The sequence below is a fragment of the Actimicrobium sp. CCI2.3 genome (assembly GCF_035019065.1).
Classification (GTDB): domain Bacteria; phylum Pseudomonadota; class Gammaproteobacteria; order Burkholderiales; family Burkholderiaceae_D; genus Actimicrobium.
In genome coordinates this window covers 18,252-36,772 of record NZ_JASJWR010000014.1, presented here as the reverse complement: position 1 = coordinate 36,772, position 18,521 = coordinate 18,252, and the positions used below count along the sequence as shown (strand labels likewise).

Genomic DNA, 18,521 nt, shown 5'->3' with positions numbered 1-18,521 from the left:
GCGTGACCAATACGGGTACACGCAGAGCAAGTCCGTGCGTGCGGTCGGAACCAACAAAAAATGGCGCATCACTGCGCCATGTCATCCCCATCCTGCTATGAATCAGCCGAGTTGACCGACCAGCGTTTCAGCATTCGAGACTTCAAACTTGCCAGCTTGTTCGACATTGAGTTGCTTGACTACGCCATCGTCGAGGAGCATCGAATAGCGCTGCGAACGCGTGCCCATGCCGAACTTGCTGAAGTCAGCGTCGAGGCCGAGCGACTTGCAAAAATCGGCATTGCCGTCTGCCAGCATGCGGATCACGCCAGTGGCTTTTTGCTCGCGGCCCCAGGCACCCATCACGAACGCATCATTGACCGACACGCACCAGATCTCGTCGACGCCCTTGGCTTTCAGATCGGCCGCGTGCTCCAGGTAGCCTGGAACATGCTGCGCCGAACAGGTTGGCGTATAAGCACCGGGCAATCCGAACACGGCAATTTTCTTGCCTTTGGTCAGGTCCGACAGCGCGAAGGTATTCGGGCCGAGCGTACATCCTGCGGATTCGACTTCGATGAATTCTGCCAGTTTGCCTTCAGGCAGGTGGTCGCCGATCTGGATGGTCATGGTGATCCTTTCGTGTTGGGTAAGAAATTCAATAGTACACAATTCAATCGTGTCTGATCAGGTATGGCTCGCTGCTTGCATAAAGATTGTCCGACGCGCGGGCACAATGAAGCGGTGCCCGCGCCCGGCATCAGTCTGCCTGCTTGCGCAGGAAGGCCGGAATGTCGTAGGTTTCCATGCCATTTTTTTCCAGCGCACGCACTGTCTCCGAGGCCGACTCGCGACGCCAGACTGCTGGCGCTTTCAAGCCCTCGAACGAACCCGACGCCTTGCCATTGCCCATCGACGAACCGACCATACCCGAGTTGATGGCGGCATGGCCAATCATCGGCTCGTTGTGGGTGCCGGTACGCAGCATCGGCGTCGGAACCAGTTGCACGTTCTTGCGTGCACGACCCAGACCGGTTGCCACCACGGTGACGCGGATATCGTCGCCCATCGCATCGTCGTAAGCGATCCCTTGTGCGATCGAGGCATCAGCCGCCGCAAAAGCGCGCACGGTGGCCATGACTTCCTTGATTTCCTTGCCCTTGAGGCTGCGGCTGGCAGTGACATTGACCAGCACGCCGCGCGCGCCGGACAGATCGATCCCGTCGAGCAGTGGCGAGGCCACGGCTTGTTCTGCCGCAATCCGTGCACGATCGACACCCGAAGCGGTGGCGGTACCCATCATCGCCTTGCCCTGCTCGCCCATGATGGTCTTGACATCGTTGAAGTCGACGTTGATATGACCCGGCACGTTGATGATCTCGGCAATCCCGGCAACGGCATTGTTGAGTACATCGTCGGCATGCTGCAGCCATTCGATCATGCTGTCATCTTCGTAGATCTCTTCGAGCTTTTCATTGAGGATGATGATCAGCGAATCGACATGCTGCGACAGCGCTTCCAGACCTTCGTCGGCGATGTCCATGCACTTCTGGCCTTCATACGAAAACGGCTTCGAGACCACGGCGACGGTCAGTGCGCCCTGCTCCTTGGCAATCTGCGCAATGATAGGAGCGGCGCCGGTGCCCGTGCCGCCACCCATGCCGGCGGCGATGAAGACCATGTGCGCGCCGCGCAACGCATCTTCAATCCGGCCGCGTGATTCTTCGGCCAGCTGACGACCAACGGCCGGTTTCATGCCGGCACCCAGACCGGTTTCGCCGATCTGGATGATGTTGTGGGCTTTGGAATTTTTCAGTGCCTGCGCATCGGTATTGGCGGCGATGAACTCGACGCCGGAGACGCCTTTGTTGATCATGTGCTGCACCGCATTGCCACCGGCACCACCGATGCCGACAACCTTGATGACGGTACCCAGTGAAGCATTTTCCAGCAGTTCGATTTCCATGGTAGTTCCTTAAAGGGTAGGCAGTTGTCAGTCGGTAGGCATCACGTACTGGGTGACGCCTAGCGACTACAAACTGCGTGGTGACTCAATATTCAAAATAAGTTTTTAAAACCGACAGCTTTGCACTGCAAATTCAACAACCAAACCCGCTTCATGTAACGGACGTCGTGTAACGATTGCGTCCTCAGAAATTCCCCAAAAACCATTCCTTCATGCGATGCCATACCGCCTTCACCGAACCATCCTGACGCGTGACGACATTGCCTCGTAAATATTGTTTTTTCGCTTCGAGCAACAAGCCCAGCACCGTCGCGTAACGCGGACTGCGCACGACATCGGCGAGTTGCCCGTTGTATTCCGGTGTCCCCAGGCGCGCCGGCTTGAGGAAAATATCTTCGGCCAGTTCGACCATGCCCGGCATCATGGCCGAGCCACCGGTGAGCACGATGCCCGACGACAGCACTTCTTCGTAACCGGATTCGCGCACCACCTGATGCACCAGCGCAAACAGTTCTTCGATGCGCGGTTCGATCACGGCGGCCAGCGCCTGGCGCGACAAATTGCGCGGACCGCGGTCGCCCAGTCCCGGCACTTCCAGCGTCTCGCCCGGATCGGCCAGCACTTGCTTGGCCACGCCGTAGCGCAGCTTGATTTCTTCGGCTTCCGAAGTCGGCGTGCGTAACGCCATCGCGATATCGTTGGTGATCTGGTCGCCAGCGATCGGGATCACGGCGGTGTGGCGGATGGCGCCTTCGGTGAAGATCGCGACATCGGTCGTGCCGCCACCGATATCGATGAGCACCACGCCCAGCTCTTTTTCATCCGGGGTCAGCACCGCGTCGGCCGAGGCCATCGGCTGCAGGATCAGATCCGACACTTCAAGACCGCAACGGCGCACGCACTTGACGATGTTCTGTACCGCCGATACCGCACCGGTAACGATGTGCACTTTGACTTCGAGACGGATACCGCTCATGCCGATCGGTTCGCGCACGTCTTCCTGGTTATCGACGATGAATTCCTGCGGCACCGTATGCAGCAATTGCTGGTCGGTCGGGATGTTGACTGCCTTCGCGGTTTCGATCACGCGGGCCACGTCGGCAGCGGTGACTTCCTTGTCCTTGATGGCGACCATGCCGCTCGAATTGAAACTGCGGATATGGCTACCGGCAATCCCGGCATACACATTGCGGATCTTGCAGTCGGCCATCAGTTCGGCTTCTTCGAGCGCGCGCTGGATCGATTCGACCGTCGCTTCGATATTGACGACCACACCCTTCTTCAATCCTTTCGATTCGTGCTGGCCCAGACCGATGACTTCATGGCGACCGTTCGGCATGACCTCGGCCACGACGGCCACTACTTTCGAGGTGCCGATATCGAGTCCCACGATCAGATTCTTTGCGTCTTTTGTCATGTTGTTCTGCTTGCCGTGATGGTGATGTGCTGGTTGCTGTTGTGGATAAAGGAATTCATTTTTTGCGTGGTGCCCCGCTCTTGAGTGCGCCCGAGACCAGCCCGCTGGCTTTCAGCGCCATGCCGTTCGGATAGCGCAAGTCGACGCTGTCGATGCGGTCCTGCAATCGCGCTACCAGTTGCGGATAGATACCGATCAGGCGGGCCACCCGTTCCTGCAAGGTGGTCCTGGTCTGCTCGCGTCCGAGTTCGACCGTCATGCCGTTATTGAGCTTGACCGACCAGGCATAGCGGCTCGACAGCGTCAGACTTTCCGGCGCGAGATTGACCGGGACGAACCAGGCTTGCAGCTCCGCAAAACGTGCGACGACTTCTTTTTCGCTGCCAGCCGGGCCGTTGAATTCGGGCAGCTGACCGTTCTCCTCGGCCTCGGCCAGATTGGCCGTGAACACATCGCCCGCCACCGACAACAAGCGGCCTTCATCGCCCCAGGTGCCGAGCGGCTCATGTTCTTCAAGCTTGACCACCAGCCGGTTCGGCCATTCGCGCCGCACACTCGCCCTGCGCACCCACGGCACCGCTTCAAATGCTTGCCGTACCGTATTCAGATTGGCCGTGAAAAAATTACCCTTGATGCGCGGCAGCGCGGTGGCCTTGATCGTCAGCGCATTGACATGCAACAGCTGTACATCGGCGATGCCCTCGACATGGATTACCTTGAGCGTGAACATCGGCCGTTGCGCAAGCCACCAGACGCCGGAGGCGAGCAGCACCAGCAGCAGCGCGCCGAGCAGCGTGTTCGCCGTTGCGTTGAGCAGTTTGATGTCTTGCCACATGATCGTGTCGGGTCCGTTCTGGTCAGGTTGAAGAAGGAAGTGCGTTGTCAAGCCGGGCCGTCGACAGGATCTCGACGCAGACATCTTCGTAGCTGATGCCCGCTGCCTTGGCGGCCATCGGCACCAGCGAATGACCGGTCATGCCGGGAGAGGTATTGACTTCGAGCAGGAACGGCGCGTTGTCACTGGCGCGCAGCATGATGTCGACGCGGCCCCAGCCGGTGCAGCCAACCGCATTGAAAGCGCGTACTGCGAGGTCTTGCAAGCTGACCGTGTCCTCATCGGACAGCGGTGCCGGACACAGATAGACGGTCTCGTCGCTGAAGTATTTGTGCTCGTAATCGTAATTGCCTTCGGGCGCGCGGATCTCGACGATCGGCAGCGCACGCGCACCGTGACCGGACCCGAGCACCGGGACCGTGATCTCGCGCCCGCTAATGAATTCTTCGGCCAGCACCACGCTGTCGTACTTTGCGCACAGCGCAAAACCGGCATGCATGTCGGCATCGACAACCACCTTGGCAATCCCGATGGTCGAACCTTCGTGCGGTGCTTTCAGCATCAATGGCAAACCGAGTTCTTGCGGCACTTCATCGAGCACGTCGGCCGGGGTCTTGGCATCGAGCACCAGGAAACGCGGGGTCGGCAAATCATGACTGAGCCAGATGCGCTTGGTCATGACCTTGTCCATCGCGATTGCCGAGGCCATCACGCCGGAGCCGGTGTAGGGAATGCCCAGCAACTCCAGCGCACCTTGCAGGGTGCCGTCTTCGCCGAAGCGGCCATGCAGCGCAATGAAGACACGGTCGAACTGTTCGGCCGCCAGTTCGGCCAGCGAACGCTCGGCCGGATCGAACGGATGCGCGTCGATACCCTTGCTGCGCAATGCCGCCAGCACGCCCTGGCCTGACATCAGCGAGACGTCGCGCTCGGCCGAATGGCCACCGAGCAGCACGCCTACCTTGCCCAATTGTGATGCGAGAGTGGTCAGTGTCATGCGGCTTCCTGTGCTGAAAATTGGGTCAGTCTGGCGGGCACGCCACTAATCGAACCGGCGCCCATCGTGATGACGACGTCACCGTCGCGCAGCATGTTCATGATGGTCTCTGGCATGTCGGCAATGGCCTCGACAAACACCGGCTCGACCTTGCCGACGACACGTAACGCATGCGCCAGCGCCCGGCCATCGGCGGCGACGATCGGTTGTTCGCCGGCGGCATACACTTCAGCCAGCACCAGTGCATCGGTACTCGAAAGCACCTTGATGAAATCTTCAAACAGGTCGCGCGTGCGCGTGTAGCGATGCGGCTGGAACGCCAGCACCAGCCGGCGCCCCGGATACGCGCCGCGTGCTGCCGACAACGTGGCGGCGGTCTCGACCGGATGATGGCCATAGTCGTCGACCAGTGCAAAGGTGCCGCCCGGCTTGCCCTCGCGACCGGCAAAAGCGATTTCGCCATAACGGGTAAAGCGGCGGCCAACGCCGTTGAATTCGGCCAGCGCTTTCTGCGTGTCGCTGTCAGCCACACTCAGTTCGCGCGCGATCGCAATGGCTGCGCAGGCGTTCTGGACGTTGTGCATGCCGGGCTGATTCAGACAGATCGGCAAGGCCGGATAGCCGTCCTGGATCACCGTGAATTCCATCACGCCACCGACTGCGCGCGCATCGATGGCGCGCACGTCGGCGTCTTCGTGGAAGCCATAAGTCATGATCGGCTTGGGGATCTGCGGCATGATTTCGCGCACATGCACATCATCAAGACACAGCACGGCGATGCCATAAAACGGCAAGCGCAGCGTGAAGTCGACAAAGGCTTGCTTGAGCTTGTTGAAATCATGCTCGTAGGTTTCCATGTGATCGGCATCGATGTTGGTAATGACCTCGATGACCGGTGACAGGTTCAGGAACGACGCATCGGATTCATCGGCTTCGGCGACGATGAAGTCCCCGGCACCGAGCTTGGCATTGGCCCCGGCGCTGGTAAGACGACCGCCGATGACGAAGGTCGGATCGAGCCCGCCCTGCGCCAGCACGCTGGCAACCAGACTGGTGGTGGTGGTCTTGCCGTGCGTGCCGGCGATTGCGATGCCGCGCTTGAGACGCATCAGCTCGGCCAGCATCAAGGCGCGTGGCACGATCGGAATGTGCCGCTCGCGCCCGGCGATGACTTCGGGATTGTCATCCTTGACGGCAGTCGAGGTGACGATGGCGTCGGCCGACCCGATGTTGGCCGCATCATGGCCGAGCAGGACGTTGGCACCGAGGTCGGCCAGGCGGCGGGTCGCGGCATTGCTGCCGAGATCGGAGCCGGAAATCACGTAGCCGAGATTGAGCAGCACTTCGGCAATGCCGCTCATGCCGCTGCCACCGATGCCGACGAAATGAATGTGTTTGACTTTGTGTTTCATGGTTTTACTAATCCTTCGAGGACGGTGGCAATCGCGTCGTTGGCGTCGCGCCGTCCGTTGTCATGGGCTGCCTGGGCCATCGTCGCGCATTGTTCGCGCGTGATGGCCGTGAGCAGCCCGGCTAATTGAAAGGGGTGCATGTCGGCTTGCGGCAAGTGGATGGCTGCTTGCTGGTTGGCCATCCAGCGCGCGTTGTCGCGCTGATGGGTGGTGGTCGAAGCCAGCAGCGGCACCAGTACGCTGGCCACGCCGGCGGCGGTCAGTTCCGATAGCGTGATTGCGCCGGCGCGGCAAATCACCAGATCGGCGGCGGCGTAACGACGTGGCATGTCGTCGATGAAGGCCACCACTTCGGCCTCGACACCGGCCTTGGCATAGGCGGCGGTCAGCGCCGTGATGTGCTGCTTGCCGGATTGATGGGTGATGCGCGGACGCTGTTCGGCAGGCATCAGGGCCAGTGCCGCTGGCAAACACTCATTGAGTGTTTTGGCACCGAGGCTGCCGCCGACCACCAGCAATTGCAACGGCCCGCTGCGTCCGGCATAGCGCACTGCGGGCAACGGCAGTTGCAGGATTTCGGCACGCACCGGATTGCCGGTCACCGTGGCTTTGCCGGCAGCACGGCCGAAGTCGGCCGGAAAACCGAACAGCACGCGACTGGCCAGCGGCACCAGCGTCTTGTTCGACAGCAGCAATGCCGCATCGGCGTTGAGCAGCACCAGCGGTACGCCGCGCAAGCGCGCCATCGCGCCGCCCGGCACCGTCACGTAACCGCCCATGCCCAGCACTACGTCAGGCTGGCGGCGCGCAAGAATGCCAAAGCAAGTGAAGAAGCTACTCACCAGTTTGAGTGCACCGCGCAGCGTGTGCTGCCAGCCCTTGCCGCGCAAACCGCTGAAGGCGATGCGGTCCATCTCGAGTCCGTGGGCCGGTACCAGCTCGCCTTCCATGCCATGTTCGGTGCCGAGCCAGCTGACTTGCCAGCCGCGCGCGCGCATGGTGTCGGCAATCGCCAGACCGGGGAAAATGTGGCCACCGGTTCCGGCAGCCATGATCAAGAGTTTTTTCATGGGCGACCTCCGCGCATGCGCAGACGATTTTCATAATCGATGCGCAGCAGGATGGCCAGGCCGATGCAATTGATCAGCACGCCGGAACCGCCGTAACTCATCAGCGGCAGCGTCAGTCCTTTGGTCGGCAGCAAGCCAAGGTTGACGCCCATGTTGACAAAGGTTTGCACGCCAATCCAGATACCGATGCCTTTGGCGGTCAGGCCCGCGAAGGTCAGGTCGATGGCGATGGCCTGACGGCCAATTTCGAAAGAGCGCTTGATGATCCAGTAGAACATCACCACCACCGCCAGCACGCCGACAAAGCCAAGCTCTTCGCCGATCACGGCCAGCAGGAAGTCGGTATGCGCTTCGGGCAGGTAATGCAGTTTTTCGACACTGCCGCCGAGGCCTACGCCGAACAGTTCGCCGCGCCCGAAGGCGATCAGCGAATGCGATAACTGGTAAGCCTTGCCAAGCGCGTTCTCTTCGGCCCACGGATTGAGGTAGGCAAAAATCCGCTCGCGTCGCCACGGCGAAAGCATGATCACCAGGCTGAAGGTGGCCACCAGCGTGGCACCGATGCCGCCGAACCAGACCCCATTGATCCCGCCTAAAAACAGAATACCCATCGCGATGCAGACGATCACGCCGAATGCACCGAGGTCGGGTTCGAGCAGCAACAGCAGTCCGACCAGCCCGACCGCGCCGGCCATCGGCAGGAAACCCTTGGTCAGCTTGTGCATGAATTGCTGCTTGCGCACCGTGTAGTCCGCGGCGTACAGCACGACGAACAGCTTCATCAGTTCGGACGGTTGTATGTTGAAAACCTGAAACGACAACCAGCGGCGGGCACCATTGACACCCTTGCCGACACCCGGAATCAGCACCAGCAGCAACAGGATCAGGGTTCCGACGAACAGGTACGGCGCGAGCTTTTGCCAGTCATCGATCTTGACGCGGAAAGCCAGCAAGCCGGCGACCAGCGAGATCACGATGAAGATGGCCTGGCGGATCAGGAAATGCGCATTGGAATATTGCGCATACTTGCGCGAATCCGGCAGCGAGATCGAGGCCGAGTACACCATCACCATCCCAAACAGCATCAGCAACAGTACGACCCAGACCAGCGTCTGGTCGTAGGTCGCCATGGTGGTCCGTTGCGACAGGGTCTTGCCGGCCTTGGCCGGATCGAAGCTCGGTGCGGCGAATTTCATAGCATCACCTCGCCACGCGACAACGCCAGTTCACGCACTGCATCGACAAACACTTCGGCGCGGTGGGCGTAATTGCGAAACATGTCGAAGCTGGCGCAGGCCGGCGACAGCAGCACCGCATCGCCCGTTTGCGCCAGCGCTGCGGCCCGCTCGACGGCATCGTCGAGCGAACTGCAATCGATCAAGTCGACCAGTCCGACCTGACCGGCCAGCGCCAGGCGAATCGACCCGGCATCTTTGCCGATCAGCAGCACGGCACGCGCATGCCTGGCGACAGGTGCGGCCAGCGGCGTGAAATCCTGTCCTTTGCCTTCGCCACCGGCGATCAGGAGCAGCTTGCCTTGCTGCTGCAGGCCCAGACCATTGAGCGCCGCGACCGTGGCCCCGACATTGGTACCTTTGCTGTCATCAAAATAGGTGACGCCGCCCAGCGTGGTGACCAGCTCGACCCGGTGCGGTTCGCCGTGATACTCGCGCAAACCGTGCAGCAAGGGTGCCAGCGGCAGGCCAATCGCCCGGCACAAGGCGAGCGCGGCCAGTGCATTGAGAGCGTTGTGCTGGCCACGGATTTTCAGGGCATCGACGGGCATCAGACGCATGCTGCTCACTGCACGGATTTCGGCAAGACCGCGTCTGGACGGTTTCTTTTCGGCTTCGGCTTCGTTCGCGACGGCCAGCCATTGCATGCCGTTTTCAGTAAGCAAACCAAAACAGTCCGGCGTCAGTGCCTCATCGCTGCCGAAGGTAATGAGGCTGGTCGGTGCGCTGGCATGTGCCAGTTGCATGACTGCCGCGTCATCGCGGTTGAGCACGCGGATCGTCGCGTTGCCAAAAATACGTGCCTTGTCGGCGACGTAAGCATCCATGTCGCCATGCCAGTCGAGATGGTCTTGCGAAATATTGAGTACGGTGGCGGCATCGGCCTGCAAGCTGGTCGTGGTGTGCAGCTGGAAGCTCGATAGTTCGAGTACCCAGACTTGCGGCAAGCTGTCGTCATCGAGGCACGCACGCAGAACATCGAGCGCCGACGGGCTGATGTTGCCAGCGACCTGCACCGTCAGACCAGCGCGTTCGCACAGCAATCCGGCCAGACTGGTGACGGTGGTCTTGCCATTGGTGCCGGTGATGGCGATCAGTTTTGGCGCGTAGGCACGCTCTTCACGCAAGCTCGCGAGAGCATGCGCGAACAGTTCGATTTCGCCCCGCAGCGGGATCGCCAGGTCGGCGGCGGCGGCGGCAATGACCGCCAGTTCACGCCGGGGCGACAGGCCAGGACTGACCGCGACGAAATCAATTTGAACCAGCAGGCCTGCGGTGAATTCTCCGGCACGGAAATCGACTTCCGGCAGAGCGGCGCGCAAGGCGACCAGCCGTTCCGGTGCATCACGGGTATCGGCCACGCGCAGCTGTGCGCCGCAGCGCGCCAGCCACAATGCCATTGCCAGTCCCGACTCACCTAGCCCGAGTACCAATACCTGTTTGCCGGCGTAATTCATTGATGCGGTCAGATGCCTTTCATGATCAGCGTAATTTGAGGGTCGACAGGCCGAACAGCACCAGCATCATCGTGATGATCCAGAAGCGGACCACGACCTGGGTTTCTTTCCAGCCTTTTTGTTCAAAATGGTGATGCAGCGGTGCCATCAGCAAGACGCGCCTGCCGACGCCGAAGCGTTTTTTGGTGTACTTGAAATACACCACCTGCACCATGACCGAGACGGTCTCGACGACGAAGATGCCGCCCATGATGAAGAGCACGATTTCCTGTCGCACGATGACGGCGATCGTGCCCAGCGCGGCACCGAGCGCCAGGGCACCGACGTCCCCCATGAAGACTTGGGCCGGGTGGGCGTTGAACCAGAGGAAGGCCAATCCTGCACCAGCCATCGCACCGCAAAAAATGAGCAACTCGCCGGCACCGGGAATATGCGGAATGAACAGGTACCTCGAGTACGAAGCACTACCGGTCAGGTAAGCGAATATTCCCAGTGCTGTTCCCACCATCACGGTCGGCATGATCGCCAGTCCGTCCAGCCCATCGGTCAGGTTGACCGCATTACTGGTGCCGACGATGACGAAATAGGTCAGCGCAATGAAGCCCCAGACACCCAGCGGATAGCTGATGGTTTTGAAAAAGGGAACGATCAGGTCGGCCTTGGGCGGCAGGTCCATGCTGAAACCGGACCGCACCCACGCCACGAACAGATCGAGGAACTGGTCAGTGCCCGGCGCGGATACTGAAAACGCCAGATACAGCGCAGCGACAATGCCGATCAGCGATTGCCACAGATATTTTTCACGCGAGGGCATGCCTTGCGGGTCTTTGTAGACCACCTTGCGATAGTCATCAAACCAGCCGATTGCGCCGAAACCCAGTGTGACGAACAGGACCGGCCAGATGAACCGGTTGTTCCAGTCAGACCAGAGCAGCGTCGAGATGCTGATCGAAATGAGGATCAGCACGCCGCCCATGGTCGGGGTGCCGTTCTTGATCAGGTGGGTTTGCGGACCATCATGACGCACCGCCTGACCAACCTTGAGGCGGGCCAGCATGCGGATGACGGCTGGCCCGGCGATCAGGCCGATGGCCAGCGCTGTCATGGTGGCAAACGCAGCGCGAAACGTGATGAAGTTAAAGACCCGGAGGGGGCCAATATATTCCTGAAAATATTGGGCTAGCCAGAGCAGCATGTCAGTGTGTTTCCTGTGCAGATTGACCGGTCAGATGAAGGACCACTCGTTCCATTTGCATGAACCGCGACCCTTTCACCAGCACGGTTGAGTCGGGTGTGGCAAGCGTATCGAGGTCTTGCTGCAAGGTCTCGATGTCCTTGAAATGTTTGGCGTGCGCGCCGAACGCGCTGCCGCTGTGCTGGGCCAGGACGCCCATCGTCAACAAGTGCTGGACACCACGACCACGTGCGTAGGCACCAACTTCTTCGTGGTATTTGCGGCCGTCGTTGCCGACTTCACCCATGTCGCCCAGCACCAGGACGCGTGGCGACGGGGCCTGTGCCAGGACGTCGATGGCAGCACGGACCGAATCCGGATTGGCGTTGTAACTGTCATCGATGACTTGCGCACCGTTGATCGCTTGCTTGCGCTGCAGGCGTCCGCTGACCGGCGCGAAAGCGGCCAGCCCGCGCACGATCGCATCGATGCCGATGCCGATGCCGAGTGCGCAGGTGATGGCGGCCAGCGCGTTGCGTACATTGTGCTGACCGGCAGCGTCGATCGTCACCGCGAAGGTCCGCTCGCCAGCGCGTACTTGTAGTTCGCTACCAAAGCCGCTGGTTTTCCAGGTGCAGGTGACGTCGGCATCACCACTCAGTCCGAAAGTCATTACCTTGCGTTGACCGATGGCACCGGCGAGGCCGCGCCACAGCGGGGTATAAGGATCATCGGCCGGAAAGACTGCGATGCCATTGGCGGGCAGCGCGCTGAGGACGGCACCATTTTCTTTCGCGACGGCTTCGACGCTGACCATGAATTCCTGATGCTCGCGCTGGGCATTATTGACCAGCCCGAGCGTTGGCTGGGCGATCACCGATAACTGGGCGATCTCGCCCGGATGGTTCATGCCGAGTTCAATGACGGCCGCACGGCAACCCGTCTGCAGGCGCAGGACGGTCAGCGGGACACCGATGTCATTATTGAAGTTCCCGCGCGTCGCCAGAAAATGGTCGACACCCAGTGCCGTGCCAAGGATGGCAGCCAGCATTTCCTTGACCGTGGTCTTGCCGTTGCTGCCCGTGACGCCAATCACTGGCAACGAAAATTGCCGACGCCAGTGACGGGCGATTGCGCCGAGTGCCACACGGGTGTCCGGCACGATGAGGGCGGGAATGTCGAGGTTTTTCGGCACGCGCTCGACGACTGCGGCAGTCACGCCGCGCGCTGCCAGGCCACCCATGAACTTGTGGGCGTCAAATTTTTCACCGCGCAGTGCGATGAACAGGCTGCCGGCAGTGGCCGTACGACTGTCGGTCGAGATACCTTCAAAACTGGCGTCGCCGTTGGCGCGGGCACCCGCCAGCCAGAGTTGCAAATCGGAGAGTGTGGATTTCATCAGCGGGTTCCCTTGTGCGTCGCGCGGGTGGCCAATGCCAGAGCGGCATGATCGGCGTCGAGGAAAGGCAATTTCTTGCCCCGGATTTCCTGGTAATTTTCATGGCCCTTGCCAGCCACCAGAATCACGTCTGCATTGGCGGCGTGCCGCACTGCCCACAGGATCGCGGCGGCGCGGTCTTCGACAACTTGCGGTGCAGCGTGGCTGCCAGTGTGCGACGCGATACCGAGAAGAATTTGCGCAATGATGTCTGCTGCTGCTTCGCTGCGCGGGTTGTCGCTGGTGACGATGATGGCGTCGGCGGCCAGTGCGGCCAGTCCCATCTGCGGCCGCTTGCCGGGATCACGGTCGCCGCCGCAACCGAACACGCACCAGAGTTTGCCATGTCGCTGGTCGGCCACCTGCCGCAACGCTACCAGGGTTTTTTCCAGTGCATCGGGGGTGTGCGCGTAGTCGATCACCACCAGCGGTGCATCCTGGCCACCGAATTGCTGCATGCGGCCGGGGACTGCGGTCAATGCTTCGACGGCATCGACGATCGCGCGCAGCGCATGGCCTTGCCCGAGCAAGACACCGATGATGCCGAGCAGGTTGCTGACATTGAAATGCCCCACCAGACGGGACCGCACCAGCATCGTGCCATCCGGCGTACTCAACTGGAAACTGGTGCCGGCATGGCTGCTGCGAATATCCCCGGCGCGCAGGACACGAATACCGGCGGGCGCGGTATCGGTCTCTGCGGCTGCCAGCGTGTAACCGGTCAGCGCCAGTTGCGGCGCACTGCGCTGCAACTGCGCCAGCAGGCGCTGGCCCATCGCATCATCGAGGTTGAGCACCGCATGCTGCAGACCGGGTTGATCGAACAGCCGCGTTTTGGCCGCTTCGTAGGTCGCCATGTCGCCGTGGTAATCGAGATGATCGCGGGTGAAATTGGTGAACAGCGCAGTCTGGACGGGCAGGCCATTGAGACGGCCCTGGTCGAGTCCGATCGAGGATGCTTCGATCGCCAGTGACGTGGCACCAGTTCGACGCAGATCGCGCAGACGGCGCTGCAACAAAATCGCATCCGGCGTGGTGTAGCCCGTTTCGGCAAGCTGATCGACACTGCCGCGCCGGAATAGTCCGGTTCCCAGCGTGCCGATCACCGCGCTTGGCCCGGTCAGGCGTGACAGCGCTGCAGCGAGCCATTGACTGCAGGAAGTCTTGCCGTTCGTGCCTGTGACGGCAACCGTGAACAATGCCGGCTCGGCCTGGCCGTACCACAGTCCGGCAACGAGGCCGACGCACGCCTTCAGGCCGGCCACAGTAAGCACCGGAAAATCCGCGGGACCATGCCACGTCAAGCCTTCGGCTTCGCAGACGATGGCGACGGCACCGCGCTCGATCGCATCATCGATGAAGCGACGACCATCGGCTTCATCGCCCGGATAGGCAAAGAACACGTCACCAGCGGCAATGCGGCGCGAGTCGGACGACAATTCGGCAGCCGGTGCGCGATCACGTAGCCAGTCAACGATCTGCTCGGTCGTGGTGCTCACAGGCTCTCCTGTAGCGGATTGTCGGGGATCACGATACGCGTGACAGTGGAATCCGGCACCACATTCATTGCCCGCAACGCGTTTGCCGTGATGGCCGCGAAGACCGGTGCGGCAACGACCCCGCCGAAGTGACCATAGGCAGTGGGCTCATCCACCATGACAGCAACGATGATGCGCGGGTCCGAGACGGGTGCGAAGCCGACAAACGAGGCGACATACTTGTTGACGTAGCGACCGCCCACGACTTTCAGTGCGGTGCCGGTCTTCCCGCCGACCCGATAACCGGGCACCTGGGCTTGCGGAGCGGTGCCCTCGGGACTAATGACCGATTCCAGCATGGCACGCATCTCGATCGCCGTTTTTTTGGCGATGACTTGTTGTCCGACGGGCGGCTGTGACACCTTCGTAATCGACAGCGGAATCATGTCGCCATCACGGGCGAAGATCATGTAAGCCCTGGCCAGCTGGATCAGCGACACGGTAATGCCGTGACCGTAACTCATCGTGGCCTGCTCGATCGGACGCCAGCTCTTGAACGAGCGCACCCGGCCGGCGACGGCACCGGGAAAGGCTACCTTTGGCTGCTGGCCAAAACCGACCGTGGTGAACATTTCCCACATGTCCTGCGGCGTCATTTGCAGCGCGATCTTGACGGTACCGATGTTCGACGATTTCTGGATGATCTGGCTAACGGTGAGCAGTCCGTGGGCATGCGCGTCACCGATGGTCGCCGTACCGATGGTCATTTTTCCTGGCGCAGTCTGGAATACGGTGTCAGGCGTGATGTGGTGGGTGTCGAGCGAGAGCGCCACGGTGAAGGGCTTGAGCGTCGAGCCGGGCTCGAAGGTATCGGTCAGCACGCGGTTACGCAGTTGCGCACCGGTCAGCACGGTGCGATCGTTCGGGTTGTACGTCGGCAAATTGACCAGCGCCAGTATTTCACCGGTCTTTGCATCGAGCACGATCGCGCCACCCGCCTTGGCCTTGGATTTCTCGACCACTTCCTTGAGATGCGTGTAGGCGATGTACTGGATCTTGCTGTCAAGCGACAGCACCAGATCCTTGCCGTCATGAGGCTCGCGAATCGAGCCGATGTCTTCGACGATACGACCGAGGCGATCCTTGATGACGCGTCGGCTACCGAGCGAACCGGCCAGTGTTTTTTGCGCCGACAGTTCCATGCCATCCTGACCGGCATCCTCGATGTTGGTGAACCCGACCACATGCGCCATGACCTCGCCTTCGGGATAGAAACGCTTGTACTCCTTGCGCGTTTCGATACCCGTGATATCGAGCAGGGCGATCTTGTCGGTGGTTTCCTTTTCTACCTGACGTTGCAGGTAGACAAAATTACGATCCGAATCAAGCTTGCGATTGAGTTCGGCATCGGTCATGTCGAGCAACTTGGCAAGCTGCTGCAGCTTGGCTTTCGGTGCCTTCTGGACATCATCCGGGATCGCCCAGATCGCCTTGACCGGGATCGATGAGGCCAGCACATTGCCATTGCGGTCCGTGATCTTTCCGCGCGTGGCGGGTAATTCAAGCGTGCGGGCGTAACGCGACTCACCCTGCTTTTGCAAGAACTCGGTCGAAATCCCCTGCAGCCACAGAGCCCGTCCGGCCAAGGTGACAAAGGCGGCAAACAGCACAAACAGCACGACACGCGAACGCCAGACCGACAGCTTGACGGCGAGGACCGGACTGGCGGAAAACGGCGCGCCCTTGGCGGCAGCAACCCGGGCTCCGGCGGCGCTGTTGCGTGATGGCGGACGGGTCATTTGGCGTCCGTGGTCAGGTACTGGATACGCGCCGGCGTCAGCGACACCATATTCAGATCGCGCCGGGCACTGGCTTCGATGCGCACATGCTTGCCCAGCGTGGACTGGTCCAGCTGTAATTGCGACCATTCGATTTCGAGCTGGCGCGCCAGTGACTGGGTGTGTTCGAGCTCGATAAACAGACGCCGCGCCTGGTATTGCGCATTCACCAGCAACAGCGCGCACAGCACCAGCAAGATTGTCAGTATCAGATTGAGGCGTCCGGTCATTGCGCTCCCCCTGCCGGCAAGCGTTGCGCGACGCGCATGACTGCCGAGCGCGAACGCGGATTACCGGCAACCTCGTCGGCCGAGGGCTTCTCTTTTGAAATCAGGATCATTTCTGGCTGCGGCAAGTCGACTGCCCGGATTGGCAAACGTCGGTCGGGCTGCTCGACATGCGCCTTCGATGCCATGAAGCGCTTGACGATGCGGTCTTCCAGCGAATGGAAACTGATCACGACCAGACGGCCGTGCGGAGCGAGTCGCGCATAGGCTTGCTGCAAGCCTATTTCGAGTTCTTCAAGTTCCTGATTGATGTAAATCCGGATAGCCTGAAAGGTCCGAGTAGCCGGGTCCTTGCCTTTTTCACGGGTTTTAACGGTGCGTGCCACGATCTGGGCAAGCTGTCGTGTGCTTGAAATTGGCTCGATTGCCCGGCTAGCAGCAATCGCCTTTGCAATCTGAAAAGCAAACCGTTCTTCCCCATAATTACGAATCACTTTCTCAATGTTTTGTTCGGTTTCAGTGGCAAGCCATTCGGCAGCAGACAAGCCTCGGGTGGTGTCCATGCGCATGTCGAGCGGGCCGTCGGCACGAAAGCTGAAGCCACGCGCCGCATCATCGACTTGCGGTGACGAAATACCAAGGTCCAGCAGCACGCCATCGACTTGCCCGATGCCACGGGCCGACAGGGCCGCGTCCAGCGTGGCGAAGCTGTCATGCACGATGTCAAAGCGGGAATCGGTGATCTCGCTGGCAGACAGAATTGCCTGCGGGTCCTTGTCAAAGGCGACCAGACGACCGCCCTCACCCAGAGCAGACAAAATGCGGCGGCTGTGGCCGCCACGGCCAAACGTCCCGTCAAGGTAAATGCCATCGCTGCGCGCACCTTGCAGTGCAAGTGCATCAACAGCTTCTTCCAGCAGGACGGTACGATGCAGGAACTCGGGGGCCACGGATAAAGTATTCACGGGGCTCAAAAAGAAAAATTGCTTAATACATCGGGCATGCCGGTGGCAATTGCCGCGGCTTCGCTCTCGGCCAGCTTGGCGGCATCCCAAATCTCGAAATGGCTTCCCATCCCGAGCAGCATGACGTCGCGCGACAAACCTGCGGCAGCGCGTAACTCAGGCGCGATCAGGATGCGACCGGTGGAATCCATCTCGACATCGGACGCATTGCCCAGAAAAATACGCTGCCAGGAACGCGCCGACATCGGCCAGGCCGCAATCTGCTCACGGTGCGTCTCCCACACCGGGCGAGGAAAGAACAACAGGCAGCCATGGGGATGCTTTGTCAGCGTGATGCTTCCCTCACACTGCAATGCCAGCGCGTCACGATGCCTGGCAGGAATTGACATCCGTCCTTTCGCATCGAGATTTAGTGCTGAAGCCCCTTGAAACACCCTGCATTCCCCTTGAATTGTGATTTCAGTGACATTTATTGCAAAAAAGAAAATGAAAGAGTCTTGCTTTCATCCCACAAAACTGCACTTTTTCACACTGATATCCACTTTAGAGGATGCTGAATTTTCGGTCAAGTAATTATGAATGAAGAAAATAGTGATTTTTCCAATGAAGTCAACGACTTAGCGAGTTTTTCTGATGCAACACTCAAATAGTTAAACGTTCAAAATGAAGGACTTATGAGTGACATTGAAAGTAGCGCCTGAGCTGACTGACATAAAGTTCGACAATAAAGGTTACAAAAGATAATTCAAAAGACGACAGGGACGAGACACCGAGATCAAAGTAGCAATGGCGTCTTTGGAGAACTTGATGGATCGAAGAAAGGTTTGCTGTTCAACCGAACAAACGCACGGAGCGCCTGGCGAATACGGGTGAAGCGAGAGCGAGAGCGAGAGCGAGAGCGAGAGCGAGAGCGAGAGCGAGAGCGAGAGCGAGAGCGAGAACGAGAACGCGCACCATTCCGTTATCAGCAACAGTACGTTGCGTTTAATCGTCTTTTTTGCGGATACAGCAACGTATAAACTTTGTTCATCGA

At 60.1% G+C, this 18,521-nt stretch carries 16 protein-coding genes; all 16 read right to left on the bottom strand.

From position 1 onward, the window contains the following. Positions 1 to 102: 102 nt before the first annotated feature. The gene (locus QN370_RS09735) at positions 103 to 609 is read right to left on the bottom strand and encodes a peroxiredoxin (RefSeq protein WP_322126274.1); all 507 of its coding nucleotides are present in this window, start codon (positions 607 to 609) and stop codon (positions 103 to 105) included. A 130-nt stretch (positions 610 to 739) separates the two neighbouring features. Beyond that, positions 740 to 1,945, bottom strand: coding sequence for a cell division protein FtsZ (gene ftsZ / locus QN370_RS09730; RefSeq protein ID WP_322126273.1), 1,206 nt, complete (start codon positions 1,943 to 1,945; stop codon positions 740 to 742). A 184-nt stretch (positions 1,946 to 2,129) separates the two neighbouring features. Next, positions 2,130 to 3,362, bottom strand: coding sequence for a cell division protein FtsA (gene ftsA, locus QN370_RS09725; RefSeq protein ID WP_322126272.1), 1,233 nt, complete (start codon positions 3,360 to 3,362; stop codon positions 2,130 to 2,132). A gap of 55 nt (positions 3,363 to 3,417) precedes the next feature. Next, positions 3,418 to 4,197, bottom strand: a complete 780-nt coding sequence (locus QN370_RS09720) for a cell division protein FtsQ/DivIB (RefSeq protein WP_322126271.1) — start codon at positions 4,195 to 4,197, stop codon at positions 3,418 to 3,420. 22 nt (positions 4,198 to 4,219) lie between these two features. After that, positions 4,220 to 5,194 (bottom strand): D-alanine--D-alanine ligase, encoded by a 975-nt coding sequence (locus tag QN370_RS09715; RefSeq protein ID WP_322126270.1) that lies wholly within the window; start codon positions 5,192 to 5,194, stop codon positions 4,220 to 4,222. Further along, positions 5,191 to 6,606, bottom strand: a complete 1,416-nt coding sequence (murC, locus tag QN370_RS09710; RefSeq protein ID WP_322126269.1) for a UDP-N-acetylmuramate--L-alanine ligase — start codon at positions 6,604 to 6,606, stop codon at positions 5,191 to 5,193. Before murC ends, QN370_RS09715 begins: the two co-directional genes overlap by 4 nt. After that, entirely contained in the window at positions 6,603 to 7,676 is a 1,074-nt protein-coding gene (gene murG, locus QN370_RS09705; RefSeq protein ID WP_322126268.1) for an undecaprenyldiphospho-muramoylpentapeptide beta-N-acetylglucosaminyltransferase, read from the bottom strand. The genes murC and murG overlap by 4 nt, the downstream gene beginning before the upstream one ends. Then, positions 7,673 to 8,872, bottom strand: coding sequence for a putative lipid II flippase FtsW (gene ftsW, locus QN370_RS09700; RefSeq protein WP_322126267.1), 1,200 nt, complete (start codon positions 8,870 to 8,872; stop codon positions 7,673 to 7,675). Before ftsW ends, murG begins: the two co-directional genes overlap by 4 nt. Then, on the bottom strand, positions 8,869 to 10,368 hold the full coding sequence (murD, locus tag QN370_RS09695; protein ID WP_322126266.1) for a UDP-N-acetylmuramoyl-L-alanine--D-glutamate ligase: 1,500 nt from the start codon (positions 10,366 to 10,368) through the stop codon (positions 8,869 to 8,871). The genes ftsW and murD overlap by 4 nt, the downstream gene beginning before the upstream one ends. Before the next feature lie 25 nt (positions 10,369 to 10,393). Further along, positions 10,394 to 11,563: a phospho-N-acetylmuramoyl-pentapeptide-transferase gene (gene mraY / locus QN370_RS09690; protein WP_322126265.1), complete on the bottom strand. Its 1,170-nt coding sequence runs from the start codon at positions 11,561 to 11,563 to the stop codon at positions 10,394 to 10,396. Between the two features lies 1 nt (position 11,564). Beyond that, positions 11,565 to 12,941, bottom strand: a complete 1,377-nt coding sequence (locus QN370_RS09685) for a UDP-N-acetylmuramoyl-tripeptide--D-alanyl-D-alanine ligase (RefSeq protein WP_322126264.1) — start codon at positions 12,939 to 12,941, stop codon at positions 11,565 to 11,567. After that, positions 12,941 to 14,479: a UDP-N-acetylmuramoyl-L-alanyl-D-glutamate--2,6-diaminopimelate ligase gene (locus QN370_RS09680; protein ID WP_322126263.1), complete on the bottom strand. Its 1,539-nt coding sequence runs from the start codon at positions 14,477 to 14,479 to the stop codon at positions 12,941 to 12,943. Before QN370_RS09680 ends, QN370_RS09685 begins: the two co-directional genes overlap by 1 nt. Further along, entirely contained in the window at positions 14,476 to 16,257 is a 1,782-nt protein-coding gene (locus QN370_RS09675; RefSeq protein WP_322126262.1) for a penicillin-binding protein 2, read from the bottom strand. Before QN370_RS09675 ends, QN370_RS09680 begins: the two co-directional genes overlap by 4 nt. Next, entirely contained in the window at positions 16,254 to 16,526 is a 273-nt protein-coding gene (gene ftsL, locus QN370_RS09670) for a cell division protein FtsL (RefSeq protein WP_322126261.1), read from the bottom strand. Before ftsL ends, QN370_RS09675 begins: the two co-directional genes overlap by 4 nt. Beyond that, entirely contained in the window at positions 16,523 to 17,488 is a 966-nt protein-coding gene (gene rsmH / locus QN370_RS09665; RefSeq protein WP_322126260.1) for a 16S rRNA (cytosine(1402)-N(4))-methyltransferase RsmH, read from the bottom strand. The genes ftsL and rsmH overlap by 4 nt, the downstream gene beginning before the upstream one ends. Before the next feature lie 5 nt (positions 17,489 to 17,493). Then, positions 17,494 to 17,922 (bottom strand): division/cell wall cluster transcriptional repressor MraZ, encoded by a 429-nt coding sequence (gene mraZ / locus QN370_RS09660; protein ID WP_322126259.1) that lies wholly within the window; start codon positions 17,920 to 17,922, stop codon positions 17,494 to 17,496. Positions 17,923 to 18,521 lie beyond the last annotated feature (599 nt).

What these genes read in the sequence shown, in the direction of transcription:
- QN370_RS09735 (WP_322126274.1), bottom strand. Translation starts at nt 609, where the DNA reads ATGACCATCCAGATCGGCGACCACCTGCCTGAAGGCAAACTGGCAGAA.
- ftsZ (WP_322126273.1), bottom strand. Translation starts at nt 1,945, where the DNA reads ATGGAAATCGAACTGCTGGAAAATGCTTCACTGGGTACCGTCATCAAG.
- ftsA (WP_322126272.1), bottom strand. Translation starts at nt 3,362, where the DNA reads ATGACAAAAGACGCAAAGAATCTGATCGTGGGACTCGATATCGGCACC.
- QN370_RS09720 (WP_322126271.1), bottom strand. Translation starts at nt 4,197, where the DNA reads ATGTGGCAAGACATCAAACTGCTCAACGCAACGGCGAACACGCTGCTC.
- QN370_RS09715 (WP_322126270.1), bottom strand. Translation starts at nt 5,194, where the DNA reads ATGACACTGACCACTCTCGCATCACAATTGGGCAAGGTAGGCGTGCTG.
- murC (WP_322126269.1), bottom strand. Translation starts at nt 6,606, where the DNA reads ATGAAACACAAAGTCAAACACATTCATTTCGTCGGCATCGGTGGCAGC.
- murG (WP_322126268.1), bottom strand. Translation starts at nt 7,676, where the DNA reads ATGAAAAAACTCTTGATCATGGCTGCCGGAACCGGTGGCCACATTTTC.
- ftsW (WP_322126267.1), bottom strand. Translation starts at nt 8,872, where the DNA reads ATGAAATTCGCCGCACCGAGCTTCGATCCGGCCAAGGCCGGCAAGACC.
- murD (WP_322126266.1), bottom strand. Translation starts at nt 10,368, where the DNA reads ATGAATTACGCCGGCAAACAGGTATTGGTACTCGGGCTAGGTGAGTCG.
- mraY (WP_322126265.1), bottom strand. Translation starts at nt 11,563, where the DNA reads ATGCTGCTCTGGCTAGCCCAATATTTTCAGGAATATATTGGCCCCCTC.
- QN370_RS09685 (WP_322126264.1), bottom strand. Translation starts at nt 12,941, where the DNA reads ATGAAATCCACACTCTCCGATTTGCAACTCTGGCTGGCGGGTGCCCGC.
- QN370_RS09675 (WP_322126262.1), bottom strand. Translation starts at nt 16,257, where the DNA reads ATGACCCGTCCGCCATCACGCAACAGCGCCGCCGGAGCCCGGGTTGCT.
- ftsL (WP_322126261.1), bottom strand. Translation starts at nt 16,526, where the DNA reads ATGACCGGACGCCTCAATCTGATACTGACAATCTTGCTGGTGCTGTGC.